Source organism: Asanoa ferruginea, from assembly GCF_003387075.1.
Classification (GTDB): Bacteria; Actinomycetota; Actinomycetes; order Mycobacteriales; family Micromonosporaceae; genus Asanoa; species Asanoa ferruginea.
The window spans coordinates 2,216,693-2,229,436 of sequence record NZ_QUMQ01000001.1; the positions used below are offsets into that span (position 1 = coordinate 2,216,693).

The following is a 12,744-nucleotide window of genomic DNA, read 5'->3' on the forward strand; positions in this document are numbered from 1 at the left end:
TTGGTCAGCCCGCGGCGGCGATCAGCTCGACGGTGTCGGCGAGGACCCGCGCGTACCCGATCTCGTTGTCATGCCAGACCACCAGCTTGGCGTTGCGCCCCAGCATGGTGGTGAGCTGGGCGTCCAGGATGGACACCTCGGTGGCGCCGACGAAGTCGGAGGAGACCAGCGACTCGTCGGTGTAGCCGAGCCGGCCCTTGAACTGACCGTTGGCGGCGGCCCGGAACGCGGCGTTGACCTGCTCGACGGTGGCCTGGGTGTTCAGCTCGGCGACCACCTCGACGGCGCAGCCGATCCCGGCGGGCACCCGCATCGCCATGCCCTCGATGTGCTGGGCGAGGTCGGGAAACACGTACCCCAGTGACCGGGTGGTGTCTTTGATCTTGACCGGCACAATGTTGACCCCGGCGGCCCGGCCCATCCGCCGATCGCGATGCGGGGCGTCGTGCAGGGAGCTGTGCGTCCCGTCGTAGGCGTGGATGGTGTTGATGAAAACGCCGGCGACACCGAACTCGGCGCGCAGGGTGGCCACGACGGGGGCGACCGCGTTGCCGGTGCAGCAGGCCGGCGAGACGATGTGGTGCCTGGTTGGGTCGTAGTCGTGCTCGTTGACGCCGATGACGATGGTGGCGTCGGGGTCGGGCGCGGCGGCGGAGACAAGCACCTTGCGCGCGCCGGCTGCGAGGTGACCGCGGAGTCTTTCGGCGCGGAAGTATCGGCCGGTGGACTCGACGACGAGGTCGACGCCTAGCTCACCCCAGGGGATCTCTTCGGGGGTGGGGTTTTGGCTTACGGTGACTGGCTGGCCGCCTAGCACGACGCGGTCTGACTCGACAGTGGCCTTCTGTTGTGCCCGGCCGCGGACGCTGTCGAAATTGAGCAGGTGGGCGATGGCCTGCGGGGTCAGCGCCGTGTCGTTGACGGCGACCACGTCGAACCCGGGTCGCTCCAGGGCGGCCCGCCAAAACGACCGCCCGACCCGACCACACCCGTTAATGCCGACTCGCATCATGGCCACCCCGCAATGTCATGATGATCAGATCGACGGATATTAGCGCGGTGGCCTCCTTTTGGCTGTCCCGTCTTCGTCAGCTCAGGTCGTCGAGGCCGTAGCGGCGGGCGAGCAGGGCCTGCACCGCGAGGCAACCAGAGGCGACCGCCAACCAGCCCGCGGCCACGAGAAGTTCGAGACCGATCTGCGTCCATTCGTGCCGCCCAGCGAGCCAGCCGTGGGCTGCGGCCAGTGCATGCCGCAGCGGCAGGAACTGACCCACCGTGTCGAGTAACGGCAGCCTTCCCGGCGGGAGAATGACGCCGGCGGCGAGCAGGACCAGGTATTGGGCGAGGTTGGACAGCAGGATGTCGGTGCGCGGGCTGCCACCGGTCGAGCCGATGGCCAGGCCCATGCAGAGCATGCTGAGCAGTCCGGTGGCGAGGATCGGCAGCAGCAGGGCGACGCGTAGGGATAGCTCGGTGCCGACCAGCACTGGACCGGCGATCAATGCGCCGAGCACCATCGCGACAAGGCCTTGCACCAGGTAGGGCGGGGTGCGCAGCGCCACCAGCACCAACATTGGTAGACGGCCGAGCCGTAGGCGGTAAATGGTGCCCTGGTTGCGATCCTCGAGCATGGCGTCGGACACGGCGCCGAGCGCCCAGGGCGAGGCGGCGAACGCTACCGCGCCGACAAAGGCGTAGTCACGGCCGGCGGTGCCGGCGTAGAACTGGCCGGCCAGGATGACGAACGCGGCCTGGAAGACAGCGCGGATCGGCATGCTCCAAGCGGCGACCCAACCGCTGCGGTTGATGACGTAGTCGCGGGTGGCCAGCAGTGGCATCTGCACGAGAAAGGGCAGGTCACGCCCGGCAAGGCGGTCAGACCAGGTCAAGGGTGCCCTCCCTGCGCGCCTGTCTCGTGGCCGCGCCCATCAGGACGATGCCGGCGGCCAGGTAGGCGGCGGAGAGCCCCAGCACTGCGGCGACCTGGCTTCCGTCGAGGTGCTTGCCGACGACCATGACCGCGACGTGGTGGAGGCTGACCAGTTCCGCGGGCCAGCGGACGGCTGCCGGGAGCAGGTTTACCGGGATCAGTAGGCCGCCGAGGACGAAGATGACGTAGACGAAGGTGTCGATCACCATGGCTGCGCCACGGCTGGCTACGACGACGGCGCTGAGCAAAACGCCGAGGCAGGCGGCGGATCCGGCGGCCAGCAGGGCGAGCACCACCATCGTGGTTGGGCCGGGCAATTCGGGCGGTGGGCCACCGCGGGCGTTGACGATCACGACGACGACCAGGGCGTTGGAGACGATCGCAGTGAGGGCGACCAGGAGGGTGCGGCCGAGCAGAACGGCGACCAGTGGGTAGGGCCTAACCATGATCGTGGCAAGCGCACCGGCCATGCGGTCGCGCAGCAACAGCGTGCCGGAGTTCCAGAGCACGACCGTCCAAAGTGACAGCATGGCGGCGCCGGCGATGACCTGGCCGACGTACTTTGGGTCGGCGTTGCCGCGGGCGTAGAGGCCGAGGCTGATCACGACGAGCGGCTGCACGATGCCGTGGACGAGCAGGTTCGACGAACGTTTGGCTTCGTGGACCTGGAGGACCGCACCCCGCCAGGCCGCCCATAGAACGTCGGTCACCGGCTGCCTCCGAGCAGCGAGTGCAGCACCCCTTCCAGCCCGACGGGGGTGACCTGCAACTCAGCCACCGCGTGCCCTTTGGTGATCGAGGTCAGCATGTCGAGGGTGCCGAGGTCCCACCGACGCAGGCGGCAGGTCATCGTCCAGCCGTGTTGGTCGGTGGCGATTTCGAAGCCCTCGCTGGTGGGGGTCTGCGGCTGCGGCCCGGCGCCGGTGATCCGCACTTCGGCGACGAACCCGGCGAGCTCCCGAAACCGGGCGATGGGCAGATCGTTGCGGTTCACCCCGTCCTGCAACACGACCACGCGGCTTGCTAGTTGGTCCACGTCGACCGGGTAGTGGGAGGTAAGCAGCACCGCAACGCCGGTGCGAGCAAGCCCTGCGATGTGGTCGCGCATGCGCTGAGCCTCAACGACGTCGAGCCCCGTGGTGGGCTCGTCGAGCAACAGCAGGCGAGGCTGATGCAACAACCCGGCGGCAAGGTGCAGCCGCTGCCGCATACCACGTGACAACGTCTCGACCCGGGTGTTCGCCCTGTCGCGCAGGCCCACCTGCTCCAGCGCCTCCATGGCGCGCAGGCGCAGACCGCGACGGATGCCGGAGAGCCCGCCGAAGAAGATGAGGTTGTCCACGGCGGACAGTCGCCCATAGAGACCACGATCACCCCCGAAGACAACACCGAGATGCGCGCGAGCGTCGCGTCCGCGGGAGGTGACGTCATAGCCGCACACCCGGGCCGTGCCTGAGGTCGGCTGTAGCAGGGTCGCGACTATCTTGACGAGGGTCGTCTTGCCGGCACCGTTAACTCCGAGAAGGCCGACAATCTCGCCGGCCTCGGCCGTCATGCTGAACCCTTGGAGTGCGGTTATCGGCTGCTTGCCACCAAACCGCCGGACGACGTCAACGACTTCGAGAACCGCCATCGGTCGTTGCTATCCCATTCGAGCACGGCAAGTGGGCCCGGCGCCGTCAGCACGAATCATCGTCAGTCCCCCGTGGACAACCGTGGGCGAAAGCCTCGACAGATTACGCTGAGGGTGAGTAGTGCGCTACCCGTAGCGGTCATCGCCCGTGACCTCGGTAGGCGCATGCTTCGACGACCACCCATGCGGCGGCCCGGCTGACCTGCCGATTTCGCTGGCCGGCGAGTCGGGGGCGTGCCTTGCAGTGGCCGCATCGAACGCCGACGAGTCAGGACGCCGGGGTGCCGTCAGCCGTGTCCCATCGCGGATCTGGGCGAAGGCCGGTTCGGAGCTGGTCCGGTCCGCACCTTCGAGCTGTCGCTAGGGAGACCTGAGGATTAAAAGTCTCCCGCTGGTCCACTTCGCATCGTCTCTCCGGGCGATCCAGCTCCGTACTCCTAAGTCGGTAAACCACCCAGCCCCGTCCGCGCTGGTCGGCGCGCATACCACCGAGGGAGCATCAAATTTGAACTGTCATCTTCGGCGACGGTCCGGCTCATTACGGGTGCGTCCGTCCCGGCAGGCGAACATACGAGCTTCCACGGAGCACCAGCCGTCCGAGCAGCGCCACCAGCAGGTGGCCGCAAGCCCAGCGGGCTCACAGAAATCGGCGTCTTCCACATCGGCGACGTGCCGCCCGCCACCGCCACCACCCGGTTCAGCGTCACCATCGACCCCCGGCGCGATCCGCGACGGTCCGCGGACCTAGTCGGGTTGGAGTGGCGTCACCAGCGTCGAGGAGGCTCGGCGAACGCTAGTTCATCGACGAGCCGAGCTTGATGGTTCGGCGTTTGAAGGGCACTGGGCCGCCTTCCAGGTGGTACAGCGCCAGCGCGTTGAGGTCGTGGCGTTCGAGCGATCCCGTGGCTTCGACGACGCCGTTGCTCGCATCGGAGGTAAGGGTGATGATCATTTCAGCGTCGGCAGAGACGACCAGTCCCGGACTACGGGTGGCGAAGATGTACTGCCGGCTGCCACGCAGATCGCGAAGTTTTGCGACCAGATATTCTTCGATCCACGGGGCGTGGAGCGCGTCTTCAGGCTGATCGATGATCAGGGGGTCGTTGCCGTCGGCGAGAGCGACAATGAGGATCGCGGTGCATTTCTGGCCGTGGGCGAGCCGCTCGATCGGCACGTAGCTGTCGTTGGGACGCTTGCGGAATTCGACGGAGAGGCCGTCGTGTAGATCGAGCGTCTGCATCTTGAGGAAGTCCTCGATGGTGCCCTTCTCCCTCACATGCTCGAAAAGAGCTTCGACGTGCTTGCGCTCGGCGCCGGTGGCAGCGCTCACGCCGTCGACATCGTCGGCGAGGAACGAGCGCACGAGCTTGACCGGGGCGGACTTCTCGCAAATCTGCTGGAGGACCGACGCACGCAGCCGGGAGCCCTTAGCGACGGCCGATAGTTCGGCCAGGTAGAGCGAGTCGTCGTTCTCGGAAAGCATCTTGATCCGGACGATGCCCCCCATCAGCTTGTTGAGCGCCTTTATCCGATCCTCGCGCCGCCGTCGCCGTGCCTTGCGTCCCTCGATCAGCTCGTTGATCAGCTCCTCCCGGTACCTCGTGGCCGCCGACAGGTTCGGGAGCAGTTCGTCATCCATCTCGGTCTGCTGCGTGTCGAGTTTGGCCTTCTCCGTCTGCAGTTCGACCAGGCGCATGCGAAGTGCGGCGAGGCCCTTGTTGTCGACATCGATATGGCTCACCGCCTCTGCGAGTTCGCGGTCGAACTCGCGGTACCGCTCAAGCCACTGTTGCTGAATCGCGACGAGTTCCTTGTTCACCGCCAGCTCAACGTGCGCCAACTGCACGTTGGCAGTTTCGACGGCCTCGCGCAGCTGGGTGTAGGCAGCTTGCACCCGTTCGTAAAGGTCATGGTTGCTTGCGATGGCGGCCGAGCCGCGGAATTTGTCCCCGCCGTCCGTGCGGGCTGTAACTCTCAGTTCGGGGATGCCGACCAGCGGCTCGAAGAGCGCCTTCTCCGTGCTCCAGTCCGCCTGCATTTTGACCGTCTCGCCATCGAACAGGCCGGACAGCTCCTCCAGCCGCTTCTCGACCTCAGGGAGCTTCTCCAACTTCAGCCGCGCCTGCGCGATCTTCGACTCGAGCGAGCTGATGTAGCGCCCGTTGTCGTTCAGGCGATACACCGCATCCGTATCGCGGACTTCGAACTCGGTCAGGTCGAGAGCCGCGTCGATGAGCGCCATACGCCCGACCGGGGTTCGTGCGTACTCGATCACCTCGCCCTGGGAGAAGCCGGTGATCGCGATCCGGCCGGAGAGGCCGATCAGCTGCTCGGTGTCACCGATGAACTCCGGCTGGGTGGAGCCGTCCTCGAAGTAAGCACGGCGGACGAGGCACCGCGCGTGGCCGCGCGTGAGCATGACCTCGACGGTTGAGCCAGAGGTGAGCGCGTACTTAAGCCGGGACTCGACCTCCTTACGTATCTGCGGGAAGTCGCCTGCGTCGGTCTGCTGGTCGAGCGCGAATCGGACCAACTCGATTAGCAATGATTTGCCCGCCCCGGTCCCGCCGAGCAGACAGTTAAGATCGCCGGAAAGCTCAAACTGCTGGCCGTCGAGGAACCCGCCGGCCACGGTCACAGACTCGATCATCGTGTGCTCCGGTGCCGCAGGCTCGACCAGCCGAACCCGCAGAGCCGGATCCGCCAGTGCGTGCCGCAGGCCGCGGAGATCGGGCTTCGACGCCTTGATCCAGGTCCGACGGTTGCCTATGCCGCGTAAGACATGAGCGCTTGCACCGGGCGCGGTTGTGTCGGAGCTTCGGACGACCGCTAGCTCGCGCTTGCCGTTGAGCCGCGCGCTGACCCTGTCGGCCTCGGTGATGTCGACGATCTCGACAGCACCGATAGCCTCGTCGAGCAAGGTCTGGTTGACGTGGTCGGCCACGGGGATGCGGAGCAGCCCTTTCTCTCGGTCCGCGTGTGCCGCGATCGCCAAGCCACCCCGGGCGGCGATGACCTTCGCGGTGTCGGCGAAGCCGGTACGCAGCGCCTTGTGAATGTCACCGTGGTCGGCGCGGAGAACCCCTAGCTCGACGAGCACGTCCTCGAGGAACTGGGCGGGGGTGCCCTCTTCCCATATGGCGAGGAGATGCCCTTCTGCCGTGCTGAGCTCTACGCCGGGAAGGACCACGAGCGGCGTGTCGCTGGCGGCCTCGGCTATCGCGTCGCACCAGGCTGCGGTGTTGTGATCAGTGACGGCGATCGCGTGGAGCCTTGCCGCAACCGCCGCGTCGACGATCTCGCGAGGGTCCTTGGCGCCATAGGTGTGGACGTCGACATCCCGCGAGGCTGGCGTGTGCACGTGCAGGTCAACAGCCCAGAATCGCGCGGGCCCGTGCTTTGGGTCCGCAGGCGGTGCCGCCCGCACGCTCCCAGTTGCTGCTGTTGCTGACGTCAACGCAATCGCTCCGTGTGATCTTTCGCCGTCGTCCGAGCGTCCGGGTCGACACTCTAACGATCAGGGAACCGAAGAGGCGGCGCGACACTCGCCCATACGTACGAATAGGGGCCAACCGGATGACTCGCCGACAGATGATTGGCCTTGACCAACGCCTGCGGTCCGGCACCTCCGGCCGTTTCCGCCGCGCACCTTGGCGCATCTGACCCCACGCTGCCGATCGGACCAAGCGGGGTGGGTGGCCACACCTGCCTAAAGACGAGGCCACCCACCCGCACTGTTCAGTTACCGGAGTGCACTGGTGCCAGTCGGTCTTCTACCCCTCCGAAAGGTCGGTAGACGCAGCGTGTCGATCGGCAACAGGACGGCGCCGATCCGCCCTTCGATCCGGCGTACGAGGCTCGCTTCGGTGTCTGCGGACAGGGGCACCACCATCAGCCGCGTCCAGCATGCGGCCCGACCGGCCCGCGCATGCTCCTGGATACGGTCGCCCACGTTGGACCGACCTGAGCGCACCGCACTTCCGACGTAGCGGATCGTGTTGTTCGAGTCGGCGCCGATGTAGACGGCCGTCGAGAACTCCGACCACACTTTCTCCTCGGCGACCTGCAGCAGCGTCGCAGCCGCCGGAACCCGTCGTAGCAGGGCCGCCCCGGCGAGGTCACAGGCAGTGTCATACGCCTGCTTGCTCAGCGCCCGCCCTTGGCGGTTCACTTCTCGTCCCCGCCGTCGTCCAAGTCAGCCCGCATCCGAGTGGCACGGCGACGCGTGGCCCTCCATTCCGAGATGAGATCGGAGACCTCGTTGAAGGTGCGCTTCATCTCTGGATCGTCGTAGCCCGACGTGTCGACCAGCGCCACGCCATGGTGGTCGACGACCTCGTTTACCTCGATCGCTGTGGCGTGCAACTCCTCCAGGTGCTTCCGGAAATCCGCGATCGCGGCGGCGAAGAGATCCTCGGGACTCTCGTGCGTGATGCTCTGCTCGTCGGAGATCAGTGCAAGCTCACGCAACCGGCCGGCCGTCAGCCGCTCAGCCCGCACGAAGCGCTTGTTCCTCGGAGCGGCCCCGTCAGACAACTCCTGCGGATCGCGACCGGCCCTACCGTCCAGCACGACCTGACACAGCTGGCGAAGACCAGTTTCGGTCTTCGTCAGCTGCCTGATGATCTGCTGCGGCTCGGTGTTGCTTCCGCGACCGCCGAACTCGGAGCGAGTCAGCAGCTGGGTACGTGTCGCGACGAGGTGGTAGCTGGCAAGAGTCGCGAGTTCCGCGGTGGCCGCGCCGACGCCGCCGTCCATCTCTGCTAGCTCGATTTCCGCCTCGGCCAAGAGATCGAGCGGTTCCCAGCGGGACAGCTCCACTCCGCGAAGCGCCGACCAGCGCCACGCCCGATCGAGTGCCGAGCGCAGAGCCGTGAGCCGCTTGTCTGCGGGGAAGCCCCGCAGCGCGACCTCGGCTGCGAGCTGCGTACGCTCCTCGACCTTCGGCCGTGCGCCTGTGAGGTCGACGATGGCCTCGTTGACCGCACGTGCCTGCCGCGTGCTCGCCTGCGGGTTGAGCGCTCCGCAGGCCAGGACCGCGAGTTCGTCATCGAGTAGATCATGTTCGCGATCGGTGCCATCGAGGATGTCGCGCACTTCTTCAGCGGTCATCTCCTCGACGGCAGGCAGGAGGTCGCGGATATAGAGCTTGTCGATCGCCGCATTGGCCTTGGCGTTGAGTGTGGCCGCGGTTGTGAAGTTCATCGGTGGCGCCATGTGGAGGTGCGCCACGAATCGTCGGCGAGCCCGGTCGAACTCGCGCGACGCGTTGAAGTCGATGATGACCCGGGCGTTAGGCATGATCGAGCAGCGAACCTTGCGGGCCTGCTCCTCGGTGACTTCATAACTGTCGGCCCACTCGGCCAGGTTGCGCTGCAGGGTGAGCGCGCGGCGGCTGCCCGGACGCAGGTTCCAAGCCGCGTCCTTGAAGGTGATCCCGAGGCCCTTATGGGCGGCGACGGTGCGGCCAAACCCATCCGTAGACTCCAGGACGGTCACCTGACCGACGTCCGTGGTCAGCCGTAGAAAGCTCAGCCACCCTGGCGTCTCGATGCCCCTGTCCTGGATGGACGCGACGTGCGGATTGTTCTCCGTCATGTCGGCGATCATTGGGGCCATCTGATCGATCATCTCGTCGGCCGAGTCCATCTCGAACGTCAGCAGCGGCTGCCCTTCCAGCGCTCCGAACCTAGGCATGTTGATCGCGCCGCGTGCGTGCTCGCCTTCGAATCGGATGTTGTCCGGCGATGGCAGGATGCGCCAGGTGAGGACGTCGAACTCGATGTAGGTGAACTCGTCCGTGCCGAACCGCTGTACCTTGGGCGCCTTCAATGCACGCCGGAGCTCCTGCTGGTCGCCGGCAGCGTGGGCGAGCGTCCTAGCGAGTTCCTCACTCAGCCCCGCGGCCACGCCGGTCGCGACGCTCTTCGCGATTACCGCCGCTGAGGCTGGCGGCCGCAGCCTCGCACCGATCAGCTGATGATCAACAATGTCCGACTCGACAGCAAGCTCCGCCTCGACAGCGGGCGCGGGAACGGGCGCCATGAGAGTCCTCCTCGACTCTGTTCCGCAAACCACGTTGGTCAGCGGAATGGCGAGGACTCGGCCCGACTTAGCACCATCTCCCCACCTGTCCCTCTCGGCTGATGCCGTCCAGGGGTGTGTGGCGCGTCGCCGACTCACCGCTCCTTCAGGACACCCGCCGGTCTATGACGGGTGGAGCCCTAGCCCGGCCGGGACCTCAGAAAGATCAACGGCCGAACTGGATGCAGCAATCTGACGACGTGAACAACTAGCGAGGCACACTAGCAGACCCGATCGCCGCCGCGCTGCGTAGAGTCCGGGTAGGACGTTGTTTCACTTGAATGCGCAGCTCTCACCGCTCTTGCCGAGTGAGCCGATGCCGGGCGCCGGCGAACCGCCAAGATCCAGTGTGGTCGGAGATGTCAAGCCGGCCGGGGCTCGTACCAGCCCGGATTGTGGGGAACAGCAGACTCCTCCTTCGGAGCGATGTGGTCCACGGTGGATGGGGAAAGGTGCGGTACAGCTGCGTTTCCGCGTGACGGGTGGCCTGGACCACGGGCTCGGCGAACGTGCGACGCGGGCACGACGGCCCGGGACAGAAGAAGCGGCGCACCGTCAGATCCAGCCGGACTTCCCGGCCACCGAGACCAGGATCGGCGACCCTGCGCACGTAGCGGCTATGAACCCGAGACGAAAGCGCACCACAGTCCGGGCAGACAGCCTCCGCCGTGGTCGTCGCCGCTTCCACCCGAACCGTCGACGCGGCCAGCCGCACACGCTGCAGCTGAAGCGACGCAAGATGCGGCGACAGCACCACTGCCGACTCCACAGAGGACGGGCGAACGAGCCGCTGGCCGAGTTCGACCAGGTGTCCGCGGGCCGGGTAGATCGGTCGGGTTAGGCCGCCGCTTGTCCGTGTCGGGCTCGGTCAGACTTACTGTTGACCTGCTCGAACTGTTTCGGTCGGTGTCCGACGGGCGTCGTGATCGAGGACGCGACCATCCGGTGGCGGCGGTGCTCCCTTGGCCACAATTAGACCCGTCAGGCCCGGGGGCCGCTGACGGAGACGAAACGGGTCGGTTCGCCGAGCACGGCGGCGGCTCCGTCGAGATCTGCCAGCCGCGCGGCGAGTGTCGCCGCGGCCATCCGCGGCGGTAAGGCGGCCCCGAACTTGAGGCCCTCGACGGCGCGTGGCGTCACCTCCGGCAGGCAGAGACGCTGTGCGGCATCGGCGGTCAACGTTTGCCAGTCAGCGCGCGTGAGATCGGATCGCAGCCTCATCGATTGGTCATCGAAGCGCTGAACTGGATCCACGACCTCGGTGAGCGTCGCCGCGAGCGTCGCGTTCGTCCGGAACCCAGCCCACGTCCACCAGCGCAGGTCCGGGCCGTCACGAACGATCAGCGAACCTCCCGGGTGCACCTGGTGTCGGCGCTCGTCGCGTTCTTTGCCGAGGCGGTCGACGGCGCGGCGGGTCATTCGTACGGGCGGATCAAGCCCGAGCAGCACGTCTCGCATCGCGCGGGTGAGTTCGTAGCCTTGTCCACCCACTCCTGATGTCTGCCAGCGTGCCCGGCCGCCGCCGTCGGCGATTTCGACGTAGCAGCGCCGCCGGCGCCAGTCGATGTAGGTGACGTGCCAGCTGCGTCCGGCCAGCAACAGCCGTCGGTCGCCTTTGACCTCTTCGGTCAGCAGGCTCGGGTCGATCCTGCCGATCTCGCTTCGCCCGGCGAAGACGGTGAACTCGGGCGGACCCGTGAAGACGGCGGTGAGTTCCATGAAATGCCGGCGACCGAACTTCCGCTCGGCCTCTCGACCGATGAACAGCAGCTCACCGTCCTGTTCGAGGAAGCCTTCGTTGACGAGGTGTCGCAGGATGACATCCGCGCCGGCGCTCAACGGCGCGAGTCCGTTCCACCATTGTGGCCAGAGCCGGTCACCGATGCGGTTCTCCTGTAGGCATAGCGCCAAAATCTGCTGGGCGATGATGTGGCGCGGTTCCGGCGGGGATGTGACGGGTTCGACCCAGCCCTTGCCCCACAGCGAGAGCAGGGCCGCGGCCTTGAGGAGCGCGTCTCCGCTCACGGCAAGGAAAAGGCAATTCCGCATGGTTGTCGACCGCCGCCCGGTGCGGCCGAGCCGCTGCAGGAACGAGGCGACGGTCGACGGAGCGTCGATCTGGATCACCCGGTCCAGGTCTCCGACGTCGATGCCGAGCTCGAGGGTGCTCGTCGACACGATGACGCAGTCGCGCGCCTCGGCGAAGGCCTCCTCGGAACGACGGCGCTCCTCCGCGGACAGCGACGCGTGCGAGAGGAAGGTGGTGATCCCTTCGTCGCGCAAGAGAGCGCCCAGCTCCTCCACGGTCTGCCGGGCCTCGCAGAACACCAGGCGTTTCTCGCCCGCATGTAGGGAGGCGATGACGGTGGCGGCGTTCGCGAGGGTTCCGACGAAGTCGAGTTCGACATCCCCGGGTGGCACCGCGGGCGCCGACGGGATCGGGTCGGTCTCGGGCGCCACCACCTGCCGTGGCCGCTTCCCGACGTTCGACCCCTGGAGCCAGGCGACCATCTGCTCCGGATTGCCGACCGTGGCCGAGAGACCGACGCGCTGGATCGGTCGCTCGACAAGCGTTGTCAACCGCTCGAGGACGGCGAGAAGGTGCCAGCCACGGTCATCACCGGCGAACGCGTGCACCTCGTCGACGACCACGGCGCGGAGTCCGGAGAAGAACTGCTTGTGGTCGACCTTGGTGCTGACCAGCATGGATTCCAGCGATTCCGGGGTTGTCAGCACGATGTCCGGCCGATCCCACAAGACCGCCCGCCGGGCGGCCGCTCCCACGTCGCCGTGCCAGAGCGCGGCGCTACGGCCGAGCCAGCTCGCATATGAGGTGATACGCGGGTGCAGGTTGTTGAGGAGCGCCCGAAGCGGGCACACGTAGAGGACTGAGGGGCCGGTCCACTCCTCGTTCGCCATCCGCGACAGGAGCGGGAAGACGGCGGCTTCGGTCTTGCCACCGGCGGTCGGCGCGACCAGCAGGGTGTCGTCGCCGGCGAGCACTGGACCGATCGCGGCGCGCTGCAGCGGACGCAGGTCCGACCAGCCAAGGCTGTTGACGATGTGGTGGATCACAACGGGATGCAGGTCGTCCATC

General features: G+C 66.8%; 9 protein-coding genes. All 9 read right to left on the reverse strand.

The annotated features are described in order from the left end of the window. Window positions 1-4: 4 nt before the first annotated feature. Window positions 5-1,009: a type I glyceraldehyde-3-phosphate dehydrogenase gene (locus DFJ67_RS10660; RefSeq protein ID WP_170215795.1), complete on the reverse strand. Its 1,005-nt coding sequence runs from the start codon at window positions 1,007-1,009 to the stop codon at window positions 5-7. A gap of 79 nt (window positions 1,010-1,088) precedes the next feature. Further along, window positions 1,089-1,889: an ABC transporter permease gene (locus DFJ67_RS10665; RefSeq protein ID WP_147315483.1), complete on the reverse strand. Its 801-nt coding sequence runs from the start codon at window positions 1,887-1,889 to the stop codon at window positions 1,089-1,091. Beyond that, a complete protein-coding gene (locus DFJ67_RS10670) occupies window positions 1,876-2,640 on the reverse strand; it encodes an ABC transporter permease (protein ID WP_116067738.1) in 765 nt (254 codons plus the stop codon). Before DFJ67_RS10670 ends, DFJ67_RS10665 begins: the two co-directional genes overlap by 14 nt. Beyond that, on the reverse strand, window positions 2,637-3,563 hold the full coding sequence (locus tag DFJ67_RS10675) for an ABC transporter ATP-binding protein (RefSeq protein ID WP_116067739.1): 927 nt from the start codon (window positions 3,561-3,563) through the stop codon (window positions 2,637-2,639). The genes DFJ67_RS10670 and DFJ67_RS10675 overlap by 4 nt, the downstream gene beginning before the upstream one ends. 793 nt (window positions 3,564-4,356) lie before the next feature. Further along, on the reverse strand, window positions 4,357-6,990 hold the full coding sequence (locus DFJ67_RS10680) for an AAA family ATPase (protein ID WP_116067740.1): 2,634 nt from the start codon (window positions 6,988-6,990) through the stop codon (window positions 4,357-4,359). A 315-nt stretch (window positions 6,991-7,305) separates the two neighbouring features. Continuing rightward, the gene (locus tag DFJ67_RS10685) at window positions 7,306-7,734 is read right to left on the reverse strand and encodes a hypothetical protein (RefSeq protein ID WP_116067741.1); all 429 of its coding nucleotides are present in this window, start codon (window positions 7,732-7,734) and stop codon (window positions 7,306-7,308) included. Continuing rightward, window positions 7,731-9,608 (reverse strand): hypothetical protein, encoded by a 1,878-nt coding sequence (locus tag DFJ67_RS10690; RefSeq protein ID WP_116067742.1) that lies wholly within the window; start codon window positions 9,606-9,608, stop codon window positions 7,731-7,733. Before DFJ67_RS10690 ends, DFJ67_RS10685 begins: the two co-directional genes overlap by 4 nt. Window positions 9,609-9,939: 331 nt before the next feature. Then, window positions 9,940-10,416, reverse strand: a complete 477-nt coding sequence (locus DFJ67_RS44670) for a transposase family protein (protein WP_409362936.1) — start codon at window positions 10,414-10,416, stop codon at window positions 9,940-9,942. A gap of 212 nt (window positions 10,417-10,628) precedes the next feature. After that, entirely contained in the window at window positions 10,629-12,743 is a 2,115-nt protein-coding gene (locus DFJ67_RS10700) for a DEAD/DEAH box helicase (protein WP_116067744.1), read from the reverse strand. Window position 12,744 lies beyond the last annotated feature (1 nt).

Excerpts from the sequence above, each read along its gene's own strand:
- DFJ67_RS10660 (WP_170215795.1), bottom strand. The coding sequence starts at position 1,009 with ATGCGAGTCGGCATTAACGGGTGTGGTCGGGTCGGGCGGTCGTTTTGG.
- DFJ67_RS10675 (WP_116067739.1), bottom strand. The coding sequence starts at position 3,563 with ATGGCGGTTCTCGAAGTCGTTGACGTCGTCCGGCGGTTTGGTGGCAAG.
- DFJ67_RS10690 (WP_116067742.1), bottom strand. The coding sequence starts at position 9,608 with ATGGCGCCCGTTCCCGCGCCCGCTGTCGAGGCGGAGCTTGCTGTCGAG.
- DFJ67_RS10700 (WP_116067744.1), bottom strand. The coding sequence starts at position 12,743 with ATGGACGACCTGCATCCCGTTGTGATCCACCACATCGTCAACAGCCTT.